Here is an 18,898-nt window from a genome sequence, read left to right as displayed (position 1 = left end):
CTGGACTCGTCGCACGCGAGGAGCGTGAGCATGCGATGCGTGTTGAACATGTTGATGGTCGCCGCGGTCTGCGGGCTGGCGCGTGAAGCGGTCGCGCAACTGACGCCGGCCGACATTGAGGCCCTGCGCGAGCGCGGTCAGCGTGAAGGCTGGACCTTCACGGTGGGTGAGACGGAAGCGTCGCAGTACCCGGACCACCAAGCTTTCGGACTGAAGGTGCCGGCCGATTGGCGCCGCGGGGCCCGCTTCGACCCGTGCACGCCGTCGCGCGACCTGCCGGCCGCGTTCGATTGGCGCGACGCCGGCGGCTGCACGCCGGTCAAGAACCAGCTCGGTTGCGGGGCGTGCTGGGCGTTCGGGCTCAACGGGGCGTTCGAGTCGCAGATTTTGCTGCAGGATGGTGTCACGGCGAGCCTCTCGGAGCAATGGCTCATCAGTTGCTGCGGGCTGGGGGGCTGCGGCGGCGAATGGCCGGGCACGGCGGCGAATTTCTACCTGGTGTACGGCACGTCGTTCGACCAGTGCGGTCACCACGGCACGGTGCCGACGGCCGAGTTCCCATACGTGGCGTGGGACGCACCCTGCGGCTGTCCTTACACGCACGAGTATTTCCTCGAGGACTGGGTGTTTGTCGGACCGGAATGGGGCGTCCCCACGGTCGGGCAACTGAAGCAGGCCATCTACGATCACGGTCCGATCGTCGTGTGCGTCTATGCCAACGACGCGATGAAAGCGTACACCGGCGGCATCTTCAATGACTGCGAAGACGTGGCCATCAACCATACGGTCGTGCTGGTCGGCTGGGATGACAACCAGGGCACCGACGGCGTCTGGCTGATGCGGAACTCGTGGGGTGCCGGCTGGGGCGAAGATGGCGGCTACTGCCGGATCGAGTACGGCTGCTCCCGGATCGGCTACAACGCGCTGTACGTCGTGTACGCGGGGCTCGGCAATGTGATCTGGGTCGATTTTGCCTACACCGGCACCGAGAGCGGCACGTTTGTCCAGCCGTATAACACACTGATGGAAGGGGTGAATGCCATCGATGCGGGTGGCACCCTGCGCATCAAGGCCGGCTCATCGGCGGCAACAGCGACGATCGCCAAGGCCATGCGGATCGAGGCCTATGGCGGGAGTGTGACGGTTGGCCAGTGAATACGGGCAAGGCTGAATCATGAGACCTCATACGATGAATACATGTTGCGGGGTTGCCCTGGCGGTGGTGGCGGTGTTGGGAGCCGTCTGGGCGTTCGCCGACGATCCGCAGATGCAGGGACTCGCCGCCGGACAGGATGTGGCGCTGGCGGGCAGGCTGGATTTCGTCTGGGGTGACCCGCTACCGCTCGGCAGTGGCGCGCCGCGGGTCCGCTACGTGCTCACGGACGACGGCGGTGCGACGTGGCTGCTGAACGTGGACCCGGAACGCGTCGACGCCGCCGGCGGAGCGCGGGTGTTCAATCGGCAGCGCGTTGTCGTACAAGGCAAGGTGCTGCGCGACGCGGAACTCGAAGTCGAGTCACTCGCACTGGAACGCGAAACCGACCGCGACGATGGCACGCGCTTCCGCGCCACTGGCTCGCAGCCCTATGTCTGGATCCTGGTCCGGTTTGCCGACGACGCAAGCACGCCGGAGCAGCCGGCCTGGTTCGAGACGCAGGCGCTGGGGCCGCATCCGAGCCTCGACGATTTCTGGCGCGAAGTGTCGTTCGACAACATAAACCTGCTTGGCAGCCAGGTGGTCGGTTGGTACACATTGCCCCACGACCGCTCGTATTACGTCGAGGACATCGATCCGAACGACCCGGGCCTGGAGCTGCATTTCAATCTCGCACTCGACGACGCCGCGGCGCTCGCCGACCCCGAGGTGTACTTCCCGGATTTCGTCGGCATCAACCTGATTTTCAACGGCGAGCTTGACGGCTGGGCTTGGGGCGGCAGCCGGCAGCGCTCGTTCGACGGCGTCACCAAGGTGTACGGCGTCACCTGGATGCCGCCGGGCGGTTGGTATGACCACGGCATCCTGGCCCACGAGATGGGCCACGCGCTGGGTCTGCCCCATTCCTCGGGCCCGTATGACGCAGTCTACGACTCGCGGTGGGACGTGATGAGCGCGTCGCACGGGACCTGCGCCCAAGCGGATCCGGTCTATGGCTGTCTGGCTACGCACACGATCGCCTATCACAAAAACTGGCTGGACTGGATTCCCACCGCGCGTCGGCATGTAGTCGGCACTTCACCCGAGGTCACGACGGTCTACTTGTACGACCTCGCCGTGGCCCCGCCGGCCGGCTACTACCACTATGTGCGTATCCCCGCCGGGACGGACAAGTTCTATACGGTCGAGGCCCGGCGGCTGACGGGCTACGACCAGAACATCCCCGGACCGGCCGTTGTGCTGCACAAGGTGGATTACGCGGTGAATGACCATGCGTACGTCGTCGATCCGGACGGGGATGGGGACTGCAACGACGACGGGGCGCAATGGCAGCCCGGCGAGACGTTCTACGACGGCACGGCGGGGGTGCTGATGACGGTGGATCGGGCGGGCGCGAACTGGTCACAGGTGACGTTCACCAACGTGCCGCGCTCGCCGGTGTACGTCGATCTGGCCAACTCCGGCTACGAAGACGGGACGCTGGCGGACCCGTGGAACACCGTGCGCGAAGGCTATGGGGCGGTGCTCGTGCATGGGACCGTGTACATCAAGCCCGCCGTGTATCCCGAGTCGCTGGTACTCAGCAAGCCCGCGACGCTGCAGCGGCAGGGCACGACCGGAACAGTCACGATCGGGCAGTGAGGCTGCCGGTCGCGTGAGGTGCAGAGCGATGATCGCGTCACAATCAAAGTCGATTGGGTTTCGCCAAGGCCTCCTGCTGGTGCTGTGCGCCGTGTGCCTGGTTGCCAGCGCCGCCGCGGACCTGACCATGGACTGGTGGACCTGCGACAGCGGCGGGGGACTCTGGAGCGCCGCGGGCGGGCTCGAGCTGTCCGGCACCATCGGCCAGCCGGATGCCGGCGTGCTGAGCGGTGGCGGGCTGACGCTGGCGGGCGGGTTCTGGCCCGGTGTCGCGGCCGGCACGGCGCCGCCGGTGTGTCGCGGCGATCTGGACTGCAACGGGCAGGTCGATTTCCAGGACATCAATCCCTTCGTGCTGTACCTCTCGAATCACAGCGTCTGGCTGGCCACGTATTCCTGCAGTGCGGCGAATGGCGATATCAACGGCGACGGCACGTATGGTGCCAGCTCTTTTGGTGACATCAACGCGTTCGTCACGCTGCTGAGCACGAGCTCGCTGCCGATCGTCTGCGCCCCGCCGGCGTGCATCGGCGACCTGGACTGCAACGGGCAGATTGACTTTGCGGACATCAACCCGTTCGTGCTCTACCTCTCGAACCACAGCGTCTGGCAGGCGACCTACACCTGCAATGCCGCGAATGGAGACATCAATGGAGACGGCACGTACGGCGCCGGCTCCTTCGGCGACATCAATCCGTTTGTGACACTGCTCACGACGCATTCGCTGCCGATGTCTTGCCCCTGATTTTCCGCTGCCCGACAGAGGGGACAAGCCCACGGCACGCGCGCATTGGCCTGTCCCCCTTGTCTGCGCTTGGTAATACCCCCGCTCCCTGATACACTGGAACTGTGTATGTGCTGCGGTCAAGATGAGCCACGGCAGGAGGCGCAGTCCGTGTTCGCACGGCGGAAGACATGAGGCGGCCGACGCGCGACCCTGGTCCAGGGTCCGGTCACCACCGTTGCTGTCACTGCCCCCCGCATGTCGCGCGGCGGATAGCACTGCCGCGCGCGCCAAGCGCTTCGCAGTACACCCTCACTCCTGGCATTTCCCCCCGGCGGCTCGTTTACACAAGGAGGCTTTCGCTGTGAAGACCACCCCGGACTTTTTCGCCACTCGCACCGGCATCATCGTGGTCGGCCTGATCATCGGCGGCCTGGCTGCGTCGCTGCAATGGCGCGGTAACCCGCCCAACATGGGCGTCTGCGTCGCTTGTTTCACGCGCGACATCGCCGGCGCGCTGGGCCTGCACCGCGCGGCCCCGGTGCAGTACCTGCGGCCGGAAATCCCCGCTTTCTGCCTGGGTGCGTTCCTCGCGGCGTTGATGTCCCGCGAGTTCCGCCCGCGCACCGGCTCGTCTCCGCTTGTGCGTTTCATCCTTGGTATGTTTGCGATGATCGGCGCCCTCGTCTTTCTCGGCTGCCCCTGGCGGGCCATGTTGCGCTTGGCCGGCGGCGACTGGAACGCCATCCTCGGAATTGCCGGCCTGATTGTCGGCATCGCGGCCGGCGTGCAATTCCTGAAGTTCGGGTTCAACCTCGGTCGCCATTACCCGGCCCGTACGCTGGCCGGCCTCGCGATGCCCTTCATCATGCTCGTCCTGCTCGTCCTGGCGATCGTCTATCCGCACGTCGGCGAGAACGCCGGCCTGTTCCGCAGCGAGAAGGGCCCCGGTGCCGCCGCCGCTCCGGTCGCGGTCTCGATCCTCGTCGGCCTCGTCATCGGCGTCCTGGCCCAGCGCACCCGCTTCTGCACCGTGGGCGGCTTCCGCGATCTGATCCTCATGCGTGATACGCACCTGCTCAGTGGCGTGCTGGCGTTTCTCGTCGCCGCGTTTGCCGTGAACCTGATCCTCCACCAGTTCCACCCGGGCTTCACGCTCGGCACGGGTGCCGACGGTAAGGCGCTCATGCAGCCGGCCGCGCACACGAACGGCTGGCTCAACTTCGGCGGCATGGTCCTCGCCGGCCTGTGCTTCACCCTCGCCGGCGGCTGCCCGGGACGGCAGGTATTCCTCTCCGGCGAAGGCGATGGCGACGCGGGCGTGTTCGTGCTCGGCATGCTGACCGGCGCCGCCGTGGCGCACAATTTCCTCATGACTGGCAACGCGGCCTTCGCGCCGCACATCGTCATCTTCGGCTTGGTTCTGGTCTGCATCATCGGCATCCTGGGCCGCGAGAAGCTGGCCCCTACGAGGTGAACCCATGGCGGAGAAAGTGGACGCACGCGGGCTGTCCTGCCCGCAACCCGTGATGCTCACGCGTCAGGCGCTGCAGAAGGCGGCCGGCGGCCCGGTGGTCGTGCTGCTCGACAGCATGACGCAAGTGCAGAATTGCACCCGCGCGGCGGAGTCGCTCGGCTGGCAGGTGAACTGTGAGCAGAAGGGCCGTGAGTTTGAGCTGACGCTGCGCAAGTAATCGGCTGTGGCGGGACGTACTGTGATCTACCTCGATAACGCTGCCACATCCTGGCCCAAGCCTGATTGCGTGCCGGAGGCCATGCTGCGGTATCTGCGTGACGTCGGTGCCAGTCCGGGACGCAGCGGACACCGGCTGGCGCTCGCGGCAGAACGCATCCGCTTGGATGCGCGGCTCGCGCTGGCCGAGCTGTTCGGCGTGTCCGACCCGCTGCGCATCGTCTTCATGCACAACGCGACGACCGCCCTCAACGTTGTCCTGCACGGCCTGCTCCCGCCCGGGTCGCACGTCATCACGACCGGCATGGAGCACAACGCCGTCATGCGGCCGCTGCAAGCGCTGGCCCAGCGCGGCGTCACGGTCACCGTGGTTGCGTGTCATGCCGACGGCACGCTCGCCCCGACCGTGCTCGACGCGTGCATCCAACCTGCGACGCGCCTGATCGTGGCGACCCACGCGTCCAACGTGTGCGGCACCGTGCTGCCCATTCGCGAGATGAGTGCGATCGCCAAACAGCGCGGTATCCCGCTGCTGGTAGACGCGGCGCAGACCGCCGGCGGCTGGCCGATCGACCTCCGCCGCGACGGCATTGATCTGCTGGCCTTCAGCGGCCACAAGGGGCTGCTTGGTCCGAGCGGGACCGGTGGACTCGCGATCAACGATGCCTTCGACGTCAAGTGCCTGCCGCCGCTGCTGCAAGGCGGCACGGGCAGCCGCTCGGAGCACGAGGAGCATCCCGCGGACTTGCCCGACAGGTACGAGCCCGGCACGCCGAACATGCCCGGCATTGCCGGCCTGGCCGCGGCGGCGCGCTACGTACTGGAGACCGGCGTGGCGCGGATTCGCACGCACGAGCGCATGCTCACACAACGTCTGATCGACGGCCTGCGCGGCATCGTCGGCGTCCGCGTGCACGGCACGCAGGACGCCGGGCAGCAGACGGCGGTCGTCGCGTTCACGCTTGTCGGTCAATCCGTGTCCGACGTGGCGCAGGCGCTGGACGAGCGGTTCGGCGTGCTCTGCCGGCCGGGGCTGCATTGTGCGCCGCGGGCGCATCGCACCTTGGGCACGTTTCCGCACGGTACGCTACGGTTTGCTCCGGGCCTCTTCACGACGCTGCAGGAGGCGGACACGGCGCTGGCGGCGGTCGCGGAGTTGGCAGAGACAACGTCCCGTGGCTGATTACGCGGTGATCCTGGTGCATACGACCAGTCACGCGGTCTTCGCCGAGCGCGTGCTTGCCCAAGCGGGGCTGGCGGTGAAGCTCATCCCGACGCCGCGGCACCTGAGCAGCGATTGCGGGACGGCAGTGCGCATCTTGGCCCCCGATATGGCCGTTGCTGCGGAGAAGCTCGCGGCGTCAGGCGTGCCGGTGGACCGCATCGAGTCCTGGGCGACGTAGGGCTCAACGTGACCTTTGCCCTCCCGAGGAAAACCACTAAGGTGCAAAGTCACCAATATGGTCGCGGGAAGGGACAGGTACCACCATTCAGCAGAAGGTACGCCCCGCCTTAGCCGTTCCCACGTGTTCACGTTCCCCCGTTCCCACGCGCGCGGCTCAGGCGCTTCGTCCTCCCGTTCGACGCCGGGGGGGTTCTGAGCCTAGTTCGGGTGCGGTTATTGGCCGGGTTTGTAGTACCGCCCGCGGAATTGCTCGACGGGGTACTTGGTCGAGTTCTTGGCGAGCTTCGCGGTGACGGCGGCCGTCAGGTCGATTTGCAGGGCGTTGGCCAGGGCGAGCAGGTAGCAGGCCACATCGGCAACCTCGTCGGTGATCTTGTCGCGGGCGCTGGCGTTTTGCAGGAGGTTTGGCAGCTCCTCGTTGCGGACCCACTGGAAATGCTCCATCAGCTCGGCGGCCTCGATCGCGATCGACATGGAGAGGTTCTTCGCGTCGTGGTAGCACTGCCAGTCACGGGCCGCGACAAAGTCCGCCACGATCTTGCGTAATTCGGCCACCGGAGTGGATGCATCGCTCATCGGATTTCTCCTGCCACGCCGGGCAGCTTATGCCGGCGGCGACGGGGGTTCAAATGCGGGGGGCTGTCAGCTTTCAGCGGTCAGCGGTCAGCCGGAGCAGCCGCGCGGCGCGTGTGCCACTGCTCTTGAGCAGTGCGGATGCGTAGGGTGGGCATCGCTCCCGAGCGACTAAACGCTGATCGTGAGCTTGAACCGCGGGCGGTCTGGACGGCACAATGGTCGTCGTGGGACGACAACATGATACGTTGGCACTCTTCTTGGCGGTTTGCGCGCTACTCGCCCTGTTGGTGCCGACGCTGCTGTTGTTGAGCTCCTCGCCCGATGATGACACGCCCTCGCCCGCAGAGGTGGAGAACGCGCAAGCACTGATGGCGAGTTTGCCATGCTGGCTTGCCATCGCGGCGGCGCTATTGGTGATCCTGGCAGTTGTGCGCCTGAGGAAGCACAGAAGGGGCATCTGCGCACGATGCGGTTACGACCTGACCGGCAACGTCAGCGGTCGCTGTCCCGAATGCGGAACCCCGCTACGGCGCGTGGTGGACCAGTGGCCGCGCTAGCCGGTGGGTGGCAACGGGATTGAAGGGCAGCGATCGAGCCGAGGCACTGCTCGAGAGCAGTGGTACGCGGGCCGTGTCATGCGGCGCGTCCTGGGTTGGCGGCGGATGGCCACGGACGAACACGGATTGAGCTGGTGGGCGCCGCCCAGCCTACGCGCTGCTTTGCGGTCGGCGATGCCCACCCTACACGTCTTCGCACTGCTCAAGAGCAATGGCACACGCGCCGCGCGGCTGCTATAACGGCGCGAGGACCAGGGCCGTGCGGGCTGGGATGTAGACCTGGATGCTCTGCGGGCGATCGTCCCACGCGACCCGCTGGTGCGGGTAGACCTGCCCGGAAACGACTTCGCCGTGGCCGCCGAACCACATGTCGTCGGTGTTCAGCACGAGCTTGTAGTCGGTCGCATCCGGTACCCCGACGCGGTAATCCGTGTATGACTTGTGCGGGTGGAAATTGAACGCGATCACCAGCGGTCCACGCCGGCAGAAGAGCAACTTATTGTCTTCATGCACTTGCAGCCGCTCGGTCGGCGTCTGCGCCAGCAGGTTGTAGTCCACGTCGAGCTGGACCATCGCGCGGTCAAACGCCCCCAGTGCGTGGTAGCGCAGCAGCGGATCATCGACGAGCGACCACTGCCGGCGGGCGTATTTGTACGAGAAGCCGTTGCCTTCGCGCGGGAAGTCGATCCACTCGGGGTGCCCGAACTCGTTGCCCATGAAGTTCAAGTACGCCTCGCCGCCGAGCGCGAACGTGATCAGCCGGATCATCTTGTGCAGCGCCACGCCGCGGTCGATGACCAGGTTCTGGCTGCCCTTCACCATGTGGTAGTAGATGTCCGCGTCCATCAGCCACATGGCAATGGTCTTGTCGCCGACCAGCGCCTGATCGTGCGACTCGGCGTACGCGACGTGCCGTTCGCCCGGGCGGCGATTCATCAGCATGCCGCACAGCGCGCCGAGGTTCCAGTCCTCGTCCTTTTGGTGGCGGAGCAGCTTGATCCAGTAGTCGGGCACGCCCATGGCGAGGCGGTAGTCGAACCCGAGCCCACCCTCGGGCAGCGGCCGTGCCAGGCCGATCATGCCGGAGACGTCTTCGGCGATCGTGAGCGCATCGGGTCGCAGCGTGTGCGTCAGCTCGTTGGCGAGCTGGAGATAGACGATGGCGTCTTCATCGACATGCGGCGGGAGGTAATCGGGATAGCTCAGGAACGGGTGTCCGAGCCCGTGGTCGAGGTACATCATGCTCGTGACGCCGTCGAACCGGAACCCGTCGAAGTGGTACTCCTCGAGCCAGAAACGGACGTTGCTGAGCAGGAAGCGGAGCACTTCCCACTTCGCGTAATCGAAGCAGAGCGAGTCCCAGGCGGGGTGCTGGCCGCGCCCGCCGGCGTGGAAGTACTGGTAGTCGGTGCCGTCGAAGAGGTTGAGGCCCTCATTGAGGTTCTTGACGGCGTGGCTGTGGACGAGGTCGAGCAGGACGCGCAGGCCGAAACCGTGGGCGGTGTCGATGAGCTCCTTCAGCTCCTCCGGCGTGCCGAAACGGGACGAGGCGGCGTAGAAGCTGCTGACCTGGTAGCCGAACGAGCCGTAGTAGGGGTGCTCCTGGATGGCCATGAGCTGGACGGCGTTGTAGCCCGCCTTCGCGATGCGGGGGAGCACTTGTGTTGTGAACTCGCGATAGGTGCCGATGCGCTGCTCCTCGGTGGCCATGCCGACGTGGGCTTCGTAGATGCGCAGATTGCCGCGCGGCGTGGGTGTGGGGTGGCGCCAGGCGTAGGGCTGCGGCGGGTTCCAGTACTGGCCGCTGAAGTCGAGCGTCTTGGGGTCGCAGACGGCGCGGCGGATGTACGCCGGCATGCGGTCGCGCGGGCCGATCGCGCTGTGCACATGGACCTTGAGCCGGCTGCCGTGCGTGAGGCGGTCGGCGAACTCGGCGTCGGGGAAGAAGCGGCTCCAGACGCCGAACTGGTCCTTGTGAAGCGGAGTGGAGTAACGGTTCCAGCCGTTGAAATCGCCGACGAGCGACAGAGCGATGGCGCCCGGAGCCCACTCGCGATACCAGACGCCGGGCTGGCCGTCCCTCTCGCCGCGGTTGAGGCCGAAGTACAGGTGTCCGTGGCTGAACTGGGCGAGCGAGCCCTCGGCGTCGAGGATGCGCTGGCGCATGGCTTGGTAGCGTTGGAAGCGGTGGCGCAGGGCGTCGGCGTGGGGTTCGAGCCAGGGGTCGATGGCGATGAGGCCGGTGCCGTCCGTGCGGGAGGGGGGTGGCGTCGAGTCTGCCATGCGGGCTTTCCGTGTTAAGCCGAGAGCGGGCGGCGGCGCGGCGCAACGTGCGTTTACGGGTCGCCGGAGCACTGCACGATAGCGAAGCAGGGGTGGGGGTCAAGCGCGGGTGACTTTCGCTCGTGGTCGCGAGCGGCAATACTGGGCACACTCGGAGTCCCTCATTTGGAGGGTGTGCGATGAGAATCGACAATCTGCCGACGAGCGTGCCGCGGTGCGGGTGGCGCGTGTGGGCGCTGGCCCTGTGCCTGCTGACGGGTTTGGCGCAGGCCCAGCAGCCGCCGGCGTCGCAGCCCGTGCCAGAGGGCGAGACCCCGACGACCACCCAGGCGACCTCGCGGCCGGGCGGGGCGACGGAAACGCCCGTCACGGGGATCAACGTCGAGAACATCCAGGAGCGCATGGCGCGGGTGGAGGCGGCGACCGACCTGTCCGACTCGGCCAAGGCGGAGTTGCTCGCGCTCGGCCGGCAGGCGATCGAGCAGCTGAACCTGGCGGCCGCTTGGGAGCTCAAAATCGCGGACTACGAGACTACCCGGGAGCAGACGCCGCAGTTGCTCGAAGCGGCGCGGCGGGAGTTGGCCGAAGCGACATCGCGGCCGGCGAGCGCGTCGGCGGCGGACGTTCCGGCGGACGCGACGCTAGATCAGCTGGCGCAGCTCCTGGCGGATGCCGAGGCGCGGTTGAAGCTGTGCCAGGAGCAGAGCGCGACCCTGGACGCGATCGCGAAGACGCGCAGCGAGCGGTTGGCGGAGTTGCCCGACCTGTTGACCGACGCCAACGCGCGGCTGCAGAAGATCACGGCTGAAGTTGGCGTGCCGCCGGCGCCGGGGGTCAATCCGGCGGTGGTGACGGCCCGGCGTGTGCTGTTGGTGGCCCAGCGGCGGGCGGTCGAGCAGGAAATCAAGGCTTACGAAGAGGAGCTGCGGTTCTTCCACGCGCGGAGCGAGCTGCTGGCCACCCGTCGGGATAAGGCGCGACTCGAGCTCGCGGCGGCGCAGGCGCGGGTTACGGCGCTGCAGCGGATCGTGCGGGACCGGCGGCAGGCGGAAGTTGAGCGGCAGATGCTGGAGGCCGAGCAGGAGTTGGCGCGCGCTCCGCAGGCGGTCAAGGATGTAGCCGAGATTAACAAGCGCCTGGTAAACGAGCGGGCCGAACTCGCGGCGCGGATCGATGCGGGCAAGGACGAGGTGCGGACCGTGGCGGAACTGGGGGAGCGGTTGAGCCGGGAGTTCGCGTATATGCGCGCGAACGCCGACCGCAAAGAGCTCGTGGACGTGATCGGGCCGCTGGTGCTGGAGCGCCAGGATGAGCTGAATGGGCTGGCACGGTACGAGCGCGCGCTGGCCGAGGTCAAGAAGGAGTTCACGCGGGTAGGGCTGCGGATCGCGGAGCTCGATGATATCCGCCAGTCCCTGACGGGCCAGGAGGAAGAGGTTGCGGGGGTGCAGCGGGCGATCGAGGAGGCGCTCGGGGCGGAGGTGGCGCAGCGGATGGAGCCGCGGGTGCGCAAGCTGCTGGCAGCGCGGCGCGAGACGCTGGAGGGTTTGCAGCGGGACTACGAAGCCTACTCGACCGACCTGATCCAGCGGGTGACGGCGCTGACCGGGTTGCTCGCGCGGCGGGACGAGTTTGCGCAATTCATCAGCCAGCGCATCTTCTGGCTGCGGAGCGCCGCGCCGCTGCTGTCGACGCGTGTGCCGCGCGACTGGCAGGAGCCGGCGCGGAAGTACGGCACGTTGCTGCGCGCGCTGGGCGCGGAGGTGCGTGCTGATCCGCTACCGTACGCGCTGGCCGGGCTGGCCGTAGGGGCGCTGCTGGCGGTCCGCCCGCGGCTGCGGGCTCTGCTGGGGGCGATGCGGGAGCGCGTGGCGCGACCGTACACGGACTCGTTTGCGCTGACGTGGCGCGCGCTGTGGTGCACCGTCCTGCTGAGCGTGCCGTGGCCCGCGGCGCTGTGGTTTCTGGCGTCGCGCATCGGGGCGGTCAGCAACGAGGCCGACCCGGAAGCGTACGGCGCCGCCCAGGCGCTGGTCGCGGGGCTGCGGGCGGTCACGGTGACCTGGCTCATTCTGGAGTTGATGCGCCAGATCTGCCGTCCCGACGGTCTGGGCGAAGTTCATTTTCGCTGGCACACCGAAGCGCTGCGCGTGTTGCGCTGGAACCTGAGCTGGCTCATGCTGGTGTCCCTGCCGCTGGTGCTGATCATCACGGCGGCGGAGCGCTACCCGCAGCGGGTCTGGGGAGATTCCGTCGGGCGGATGGCGTTCGTGCTCGGTTGCGTGGCGCTGTCGGTGTTTGCGGCGCGCGTGCTGCACCCGACGAAGGGGGCCGTCGCGAACTGGCTGCAGAAGGGCGCAGCGGGGTGGCTGTACCGGCTGCGCTACGTGTGGTATGTGGCCGCGGTGCTCGTGCCGCTGGCGTACGCGGCCACGTCCATCAGCGGGTATCACTACACGGCGCTGCAGTTCTTCGCGCGTCTGAACCGCACGGTGTGGCGGCTGGGGCTGGGACTGCTGGTGCTGCACGCGCTGCTGCTGCGGGCCGTGCTGGTGGCGCAACGCAAACTGGCGGTCGAGAAGGCCCGGCAGCGGCGGGCCGCACTGCAGGAGGCCAAGGAGACGGAGGCGGCGGGCGGCGAGGCGCCGCTTATCGAGGAGCCGGAGCTCAACCTGATCACCATTGGCACCCAGACGCGGAAGCTGCTGCGGGCGGTGATCGCGTTCGCGCTGGTACTGGGCATCTGGCTGACGTGGGCGGACATGCTGCCGGCGCTGGGCTTCATGAAGAAGGTCCACCTCTGGTCGTACACGGTGGAGTCGGTTGCGCCGAGCGGCGAAGGCGCGGTCGCGGCGGTCAAGCGCGTGGAGTACATCACGCTGGCACACCTGGCGCTGGCGCTGGTGATCGCGGGGGTGGCGTTCGTGCTGACCCGCAACATTCCGGGACTGCTGGAGATCACGATTCTCCCACGGCTGCCGCTGGACGCGGGCGCCCGCTTCGCGGTCACGACCATCGCCCGCTACGTCATCACGATCGTCGGCATCGTGACTGTGTTCAACGTCATCGGCGTGGGCTGGTCAAACGTGCAGTGGCTCGTGGCGGCGGTGTCCGTCGGGCTGGGGTTCGGGCTGCAGGAGATCTTCGCGAACTTCGTGTCCGGCCTGATGCTGCTGTTTGAGCGGCCGATCCGGATCGGCGACACTGTCACGATCGGGAACATCACGGGCACGGTGACGCGCATCCAGATCAGGGCGACGACGATCACCGACTGGGACCGCAAGGAGCTGGTGATCCCGAACAAGGAGTTCATCACCGGACAGGTTGTGAACTGGACGCTGTCGGACCCGATGCAGCGGATCGTAACCACGGTGGGCGTGGCCTACGGATCGGATACGGACCTCGTGGAAAAGCTCCTGTATCAGGTCGCCCGCGAGGAGCCGAACGTGCTGGCGGAGCCCGAGCCGCGGGTCTACTTTCGCGGATTCGGGGAAAGCACGCTGGATTTCGAGCTACGCGTGTTCATCAGCCACATTGACCTGCTGGTGCGCACCAAGCACCAGTTGCACAAGGCGATCGACCAGGCCTTCCGTGCCGCCGGCATCGAAATCGCCTTTCCCCAGCGCGATCTGCACGTGCGCAGCCTGCCGCCGGGGCTGGCGCGCCCCGAGCCGCGGCCGACCGCAGACGACCCCTTGACCGAGCCGGACAAGCGGTAGGGCGGCCGAAGCGTCATTCGTGGTTGCGAACCCACGCGACCCGGTTAAGGTACGCGTCTTGCGGCTTGGCCGCGCGCTCCGGATTGGGCCGGCGCGGGTCACCAACGGACGCAGCGCCTCATGACGCGAGTCGAAAAAGTCGCCATCATCGGGCTGGACTGCGGGGACCCCACGCTCGTGTTTGAGCGCTGGCTGGGGGACCTGCCCAATCTGCGTCGGCTGGTGGAGAGCGGGCTGCATGGTACGCTTGAAAGCTGCATCCCGCCAATCACCGTGCCGGCATGGAGCTGCATGGCGTCGGGACGCGATCCGGGTTCACTGGGCGTGTACGGCTTTCGCTGCCGGCGCGACTGGACGTATGAGAACCTCGGCCTGGCAACGAACCTGGAAATTCGCCAGCCGCGGCTGTGGGACATGGTGGGGCGCGTCGGGCAGTCGTCGATCATTGTGGGCGTGCCGCAGACCTTTCCGATCCTGCGCCCGCCGCGCGGCTGCCAGATCACCTGCTTCCTGACGCCGAGCACGAAGAGCGCCTACACGCATCCCCCGGAGCTGGCACAGGAGATCGCCGGCCTGGTCGGGGAGTACCTGCTGGACGTGGCGCATCTGCAGGCGGATGACAAGGAAGCGGTGCTCACGCAGATTCACCGGATGGCGGAGCAGCGTTTCACGGTCTGCAAGCACCTGCTGAAGACGCGGCCGTGGAGCCTGTTCTGGATGGTGGAGATGGGCGTCGATCGCATCCACCACGGATTCTGGCAATACATGGATCCGCGGCACCGGCGGTATCGGGCCGGCAACCCGCTGGAGAATGCGATCCACGACTACTACGTGTTCATCGATGGGCAGATCGGCCAGTTGCTGGAGCTGCTCGACTTGCCGCGGACGGCGGTCTGGGTCGTGTCGGACCACGGCGCGAAGTGCCTGGACGGCAGCTTCTGCATCAACGACTGGCTCATCCGCGAGGGGCTGCTCACGATGAAGACGCCGCTGACCGGGCGGCGGCGGTTCGAGCTGGCGGACGTGGATTGGACGCGGACGAAGGTGTGGGGCGACGGCGGCTACACGGGGCAGTGTTTCATCAATCGAATCGGGCGCGAGCCACAGGGGATTGTGCCGCCGGAGGAAGTCGAGCCGCTGCGGGACGAATTGAGCGCGAAACTGACGGCGCTGGCCGGCCCGGACGGGCAGCCGCTGGGCAATCGGGTGTACAAGCCGGAGCAGGTTTATCAGGACCTAACCGGCTTTCCGCCGGACTTGATCGTGCTGTTTGGTGATCTGCACTGGCGGGGGGTGGGCTCCGTGGGGCATCCGGAGCTGTGGACGTTTGAGAGCGAGAGTGGGCCGGATGATGCGAACCACGCAATGGGGGGGATGTATATCCTGTCGCACCCGGCGCTGCGCCCGGGAAAGCAGGACGCGAGCCTGTACGATGTGGCGCCGACGACGCTGGCGCTCTTGGGGCTGAAGGCCCCACGGGGCCTGCGCGGGAAGGTGCTCGTGCCGGGGTAGTCTTGCCCAGGTCAGCGAGGCTGTGGCGTAGGAGGGAATCTCTGGCTAGACCCTGGATGAAGCCGGTCAAGTGGATCACTTTGATCGCGTGCCTGCTATCCGTGCTGGCTTGGTACGCGATCGGGTGGGTGCGACCTCACGGCGGCAGGATCAGTCGCTGGCACTGGGACCTCACTTACCCTGTCTGCTCAATCCCCGTAATCGTGGTCTTGGCGGGCGCGACCGTCGTGCTCTGGTGCCTGGATCGTCCCGGCCCGGGGCCAGGGCATTGTGCCAACTGCGGTTATGACCTCACTGGCAACGTCTCCGGCCGCTGTCCCGAGTGTGGCACACCCGTCGGCAAGACAAGGAGTTAGGTTCGACTTTCGGGCACGCCGCGTCACTCACTGCGCGGGTCCACACGCAAAATTCGCGCGCGGGGGCCGGTTCTGGAGGGGGGCGGCGTTATAATCGTGCGATTCCCCGGGGCGGACTATGGTACGGCGGCGTGGCAGCGGCCCCTGCACGGGCCCGGGTACATCGTGCGCGACAGAGGAGAGAAGCACATGACGAAGTCGGCCTGGCTCCGCACCTTGGGGAGCCTCGCGATGGGTCTGGCCATTTTCTCTGCTGCGGCCGCGCAGGCCCAGCTCCGCGTCGCCGCGTGGAACATTTCGAACTACAGCGGCGGGCGGACGGCCGACATCCAGGCCGCGGTCTACGGCGTCTACCAGGACCGCGCGCTACTGCCCGACGCAATCCTGTGCCAGGAGTTCCTGTCAGCGTCGGCGGTCACGGCGTTCGTCAGCGCGCTGAACACGGCCCCCAACAGCCCGGGTGACTGGGCCGGGGCAACGTTCGTCGACGGGCCCGACACCGACAGCGCATTCGTCTATCGCACGAGCAAACTGACGCTGCTCGGCGTCACGGTCGTCGCGACCGGCGGAGTGTCGCCGAACCACCCGCGGAACATCATGCGCTACGACGTGCGGTTGCAGGGCTATGCCGGCCCGGGCGCGACGCTCGCCTGCTACAGCACGCACATGAAAGCGGGCACAACCTCGGAGGACCAGGCCCGCCGGCTGTTGGAGGCCCAGCGGATCCGCGACGACGCCGAGGCGCTCGATCCGGCGTGGAGCTTCGTCGTGGGCGGTGATTTCAACATTCAGTCGTCCACGCAGGCAGCGTATCAGGAATTGGTCGGGCTCCAGGCGAACAACGCGGGCCGGTTCTTCGACCCGATCGCGACGCCGGGGAGCTGGAACAACAACGCCGCGTTTCGGTTCGTGCACACGCAGGATCCGATCGGCGCGGGTGGCATGGATGACCGGCACGATCAACTGTTGCTTGGCGGCGACCTCGTTGATGGCGACGGCTTTGACTATCTTGGCGATGCGACCGTGCCGTACAGCACCACGACCTGGGATGATCCGAACCACTCGTATCGCGCGTGGGGCAACGACGGCACCACCTTCAATACAACGCTCGCGGTGGCCAGCAACCAGATGGTCGGCCCCGCCATCGCCCAGGCGCTGATCAACATCGCGGCCTCGGCTGGGCACCTGCCGGTGTTCCTCGATCTACGCGTGCCGGCGCAGGTGGGTGCGGACTCGATCGTCGACTTCGGGCAGGTGCCGCAGGGCGCGGTTGCCGAGCAGCCGCTCGCGGTGTGGAATGCCGGCGACGTGGCGCTGTGGACCGCGGCGGGGATTGCAGACCTGTGTTATTCGCTGTCGGCGTCGAGCGGCTTCGCGGCGCCCGCGGGCCAGTTCTGTGCCTTGGCGGACGCTGTTGGAAACGTACACACGCTCACGATGGACACGACCACGGCCGGGGCGAAGCTGGGTACGGTGACCGTTGCCTCAAACGCCGCGGATGAGCCGGTGCGCGTGGTGACGCTGGTGGGGGAAGTGGTCGCCGACGGCAGCTTGTCGGGCGACTTGAACTGTGACGGTGAGGTGAGTTTCCGGGACATCAATCCGTTTATCATGGCGTTGACGGATCCGCCGGGCTGGCAGGTGGCGTACCCGGGTTGCCCGCCGGCGAATGGCGACGCCAATGGTGACGGCAGCGTGGACTTCCGTGACATCAACCCGTTTATCCTGCTGCTGGCGGGATCGTAGCGCGGCCGTCGCGGCGGAACGGCACTGGGTTCAGACCGATACGGATGCTCGCGGGCATGGGCTTTGCAGACAGGTTGTTGGCGGGTTGAGGATGGGTGTGATGATGCGCAGGCGCGTGCTGGTGCTGGGCACCGGGCTCTGGCTGGGGGTGATGGCGGTATCGGCGTGGGCGCAGTGGAACCCTTCGGCGGGTGAGTGGGGCAAGTCGGCCCCGACGGACGTCCGCGTGATGACGTACAACGTGCAGGACGGCATCTGCCGGAACGCTGTCAAGACCGAGGCGCTCAACGCGTGGCACGCCTTGGCGCGGATCGTGGCAAGCATGCAGCCCGACGTGCTGATCATCCAGGAGGCGGGCGACAACGACGGCAACGGAACGCCGGGCGGCGTTGACACGGCGGTCCAGCTCGAGACGACGCTAGGCCTGTTCCTGTACGGCGGCGCCGATCCGTTCCTGGGTGGGACGGTGGCGGCGTACGTGCAGAAGTACGCGCCGGGCTACGATTTGCCGTACGTCTGGGCGAGCACGGTCACCGACGGCTACAACCGCAACGCGATCCTTAGCCGCTATCCCTTCGCGGACCTGAATGGCGATACGGTCAGCAAGCGGGCGGACTTGCCGCTGATCCTGGCCGACGCCTACGTGGAGCAGGCCGGCACGGGTGGCATCCGCGGTTTCATGTTCGGCGAGCTGGACCTGCCGGACGAGACCTACGCGGGCGATCTCGTGATCGGCAATGCGCACCTCAAGGCGTACACGGACGGGCACACCGAGCGCGTCCAGGTGGCGCAGCGCGTGGCTTACTACATCGACTACCTGCTCAACGGGGCGGGGACCGGCGTGCCCGATCCGAACAACAAGATCATCGATTCGCCGGCCGCCACGCGGATACTCGCGGATGCGACTCCGGTCGTGATCGGCGGGGACTGGAACGAGGACGAGCTGAACAACGGGATGAAGGGGCCGGCGGAGTGGATGACGGTCGCGGCCACGATCGGGGGCGTCGACGGCACGGACCGCGACCGCTCGGACATGACCTACGACGACGCGCGCAACCCGTATAACAACCAGCGCGGCACGAATGGTTCGAGCAAGCTGGATTATCTCGCCTGGCAGGACAGCATCGCGACGCTGCGCCGGGCGTTCATCTTCAATTCGAGCCTGCCATCAGCGTGGTATCCGCCGGAGCTGATCGGGTTTCCGAGCCCGTCCGCGGCGAGCGGGGTGGCGTCGGATCACCGGCCGGTGGTCGCGGACCTGGTGTTGCCGGCGCCGCCGCAGTGGCCAACGGGCGATATGAACTGTGATGGCGGGGTGGATTTTCGTGACATCAATCCGTTTGTGCTGGCGCTGACCAATCCGGCCACGTATGCCGCGACGTATCCGGACTGTCCGCTGCTGAATGGGGACGTGAATGGCGATGGCGCGCTGGGGTTCACGGACATCAACCCGTTTGTGCTGCTGCTGACCAGCGCGCCGTAACGGGCTGGGTCCTGGGATTCACGGCGCATACCGCGTATGGGAACCCC

General features: G+C 67.0%; 14 protein-coding genes. 12 read left to right on the top strand and 2 right to left on the bottom strand.

All coding sequences use genetic code 11. The features are described from left to right. Positions 1-30: 30 nt before the first annotated feature. The 7 genes from KA383_16015 to KA383_15985 all read left to right on the top strand — a co-directional run bounded on the left by KA383_16015 (position 31) and on the right by KA383_15985 (position 6,617). Positions 31-1,155, top strand: a complete 1,125-nt coding sequence (locus tag KA383_16015) for a hypothetical protein (protein ID MBP7747623.1) — start codon at positions 31-33, stop codon at positions 1,153-1,155. 34 nt (positions 1,156-1,189) lie between these two features. After that, positions 1,190-2,797 (top strand): hypothetical protein, encoded by a 1,608-nt coding sequence (locus tag KA383_16010; protein MBP7747622.1) that lies wholly within the window; start codon positions 1,190-1,192, stop codon positions 2,795-2,797. Positions 2,798-2,825: 28 nt separating this feature from the next. Further along, on the top strand, positions 2,826-3,542 hold the full coding sequence (locus KA383_16005) for a hypothetical protein (GenBank protein ID MBP7747621.1): 717 nt from the start codon (positions 2,826-2,828) through the stop codon (positions 3,540-3,542). A gap of 124 nt (positions 3,543-3,666) precedes the next feature. Continuing rightward, positions 3,667-4,998 carry a YedE-related selenium metabolism membrane protein gene (locus KA383_16000; GenBank protein MBP7747620.1) on the top strand — a complete coding sequence of 444 codons (1,332 nt, stop codon included), beginning with the start codon at positions 3,667-3,669 and terminating at the stop codon, positions 4,996-4,998. 4 nt (positions 4,999-5,002) lie between these two features. Continuing rightward, positions 5,003-5,215 carry a sulfurtransferase TusA family protein gene (locus KA383_15995; protein MBP7747619.1) on the top strand — a complete coding sequence of 71 codons (213 nt, stop codon included), beginning with the start codon at positions 5,003-5,005 and terminating at the stop codon, positions 5,213-5,215. 21 nt (positions 5,216-5,236) lie between these two features. Continuing rightward, positions 5,237-6,397: an aminotransferase class V-fold PLP-dependent enzyme gene (locus KA383_15990; protein ID MBP7747618.1), complete on the top strand. Its 1,161-nt coding sequence runs from the start codon at positions 5,237-5,239 to the stop codon at positions 6,395-6,397. Next, on the top strand, positions 6,390-6,617 hold the full coding sequence (locus KA383_15985; protein MBP7747617.1) for a DUF3343 domain-containing protein: 228 nt from the start codon (positions 6,390-6,392) through the stop codon (positions 6,615-6,617). The genes KA383_15990 and KA383_15985 overlap by 8 nt, the downstream gene beginning before the upstream one ends. A 215-nt stretch (positions 6,618-6,832) precedes the next feature. Here the strand turns inward: KA383_15985 and KA383_15980 are convergent, their stop codons facing one another. Further along, on the bottom strand, positions 6,833-7,195 hold the full coding sequence (locus tag KA383_15980; protein ID MBP7747616.1) for a nucleotide pyrophosphohydrolase: 363 nt from the start codon (positions 7,193-7,195) through the stop codon (positions 6,833-6,835). 215 nt (positions 7,196-7,410) lie between these two features. Between KA383_15980 and KA383_15975 the strand changes: the two genes are divergently transcribed. Further along, complete coding sequence (locus tag KA383_15975; GenBank protein MBP7747615.1) at positions 7,411-7,752, top strand: hypothetical protein; 342 nt, start codon at positions 7,411-7,413, stop codon at positions 7,750-7,752. A gap of 234 nt (positions 7,753-7,986) precedes the next feature. On the opposite strand, the gene KA383_15970 is transcribed toward KA383_15975, so the two are convergent. Then, positions 7,987-10,035 carry an alpha amylase C-terminal domain-containing protein gene (locus KA383_15970; protein ID MBP7747614.1) on the bottom strand — a complete coding sequence of 683 codons (2,049 nt, stop codon included), beginning with the start codon at positions 10,033-10,035 and terminating at the stop codon, positions 7,987-7,989. Between the two features lie 179 nt (positions 10,036-10,214). On the opposite strand from KA383_15970, the gene KA383_15965 reads away from it, so the two are divergent. The 4 genes from KA383_15965 (at position 10,215) to KA383_15950 (ending at position 18,851) form a co-directional block, all read left to right on the top strand. Continuing rightward, positions 10,215-13,754, top strand: coding sequence for a mechanosensitive ion channel (locus KA383_15965; GenBank protein ID MBP7747613.1), 3,540 nt, complete (start codon positions 10,215-10,217; stop codon positions 13,752-13,754). Positions 13,755-13,874: 120 nt separating this feature from the next. Next, positions 13,875-15,266, top strand: coding sequence for an alkaline phosphatase family protein (locus KA383_15960; GenBank protein MBP7747612.1), 1,392 nt, complete (start codon positions 13,875-13,877; stop codon positions 15,264-15,266). Positions 15,267-15,811: 545 nt separating this feature from the next. Further along, complete coding sequence (locus KA383_15955) at positions 15,812-17,368, top strand: hypothetical protein (GenBank protein ID MBP7747611.1); 1,557 nt, start codon at positions 15,812-15,814, stop codon at positions 17,366-17,368. A gap of 100 nt (positions 17,369-17,468) precedes the next feature. Continuing rightward, on the top strand, positions 17,469-18,851 hold the full coding sequence (locus tag KA383_15950; protein ID MBP7747610.1) for an endonuclease/exonuclease/phosphatase family protein: 1,383 nt from the start codon (positions 17,469-17,471) through the stop codon (positions 18,849-18,851). The last annotated feature ends 47 nt before the right edge of the window (positions 18,852-18,898 follow it).

The sequence above is a fragment of the Phycisphaerae bacterium genome, from assembly GCA_017999985.1.
Classification (GTDB): domain Bacteria; phylum Planctomycetota; class Phycisphaerae; order UBA1845; family Fen-1342; genus JAGNKU01.
This window is presented reverse-complemented; position numbering and strand designations above follow the sequence as displayed.

What these genes read in the sequence shown, in the direction of transcription:
- KA383_15995 (MBP7747619.1), top strand. Translation starts at nt 5,003, where the DNA reads ATGGCGGAGAAAGTGGACGCACGCGGGCTGTCCTGCCCGCAACCCGTG.
- KA383_15960 (MBP7747612.1), top strand. Translation starts at nt 13,875, where the DNA reads ATGACGCGAGTCGAAAAAGTCGCCATCATCGGGCTGGACTGCGGGGAC.
- KA383_15955 (MBP7747611.1), top strand. Translation starts at nt 15,812, where the DNA reads ATGACGAAGTCGGCCTGGCTCCGCACCTTGGGGAGCCTCGCGATGGGT.
- KA383_16010 (MBP7747622.1), top strand. Translation starts at nt 1,190, where the DNA reads ATGAATACATGTTGCGGGGTTGCCCTGGCGGTGGTGGCGGTGTTGGGA.
- KA383_15950 (MBP7747610.1), top strand. Translation starts at nt 17,469, where the DNA reads ATGATGCGCAGGCGCGTGCTGGTGCTGGGCACCGGGCTCTGGCTGGGG.
- KA383_15975 (MBP7747615.1), top strand. Translation starts at nt 7,411, where the DNA reads ATGGTCGTCGTGGGACGACAACATGATACGTTGGCACTCTTCTTGGCG.
- KA383_16000 (MBP7747620.1), top strand. Translation starts at nt 3,667, where the DNA reads ATGAGCCACGGCAGGAGGCGCAGTCCGTGTTCGCACGGCGGAAGACAT.
- KA383_16005 (MBP7747621.1), top strand. Translation starts at nt 2,826, where the DNA reads ATGATCGCGTCACAATCAAAGTCGATTGGGTTTCGCCAAGGCCTCCTG.
- KA383_16015 (MBP7747623.1), top strand. Translation starts at nt 31, where the DNA reads ATGCGATGCGTGTTGAACATGTTGATGGTCGCCGCGGTCTGCGGGCTG.
- KA383_15965 (MBP7747613.1), top strand. Translation starts at nt 10,215, where the DNA reads ATGAGAATCGACAATCTGCCGACGAGCGTGCCGCGGTGCGGGTGGCGC.
- KA383_15980 (MBP7747616.1), bottom strand. Translation starts at nt 7,195, where the DNA reads ATGAGCGATGCATCCACTCCGGTGGCCGAATTACGCAAGATCGTGGCG.
- KA383_15970 (MBP7747614.1), bottom strand. Translation starts at nt 10,035, where the DNA reads ATGGCAGACTCGACGCCACCCCCCTCCCGCACGGACGGCACCGGCCTC.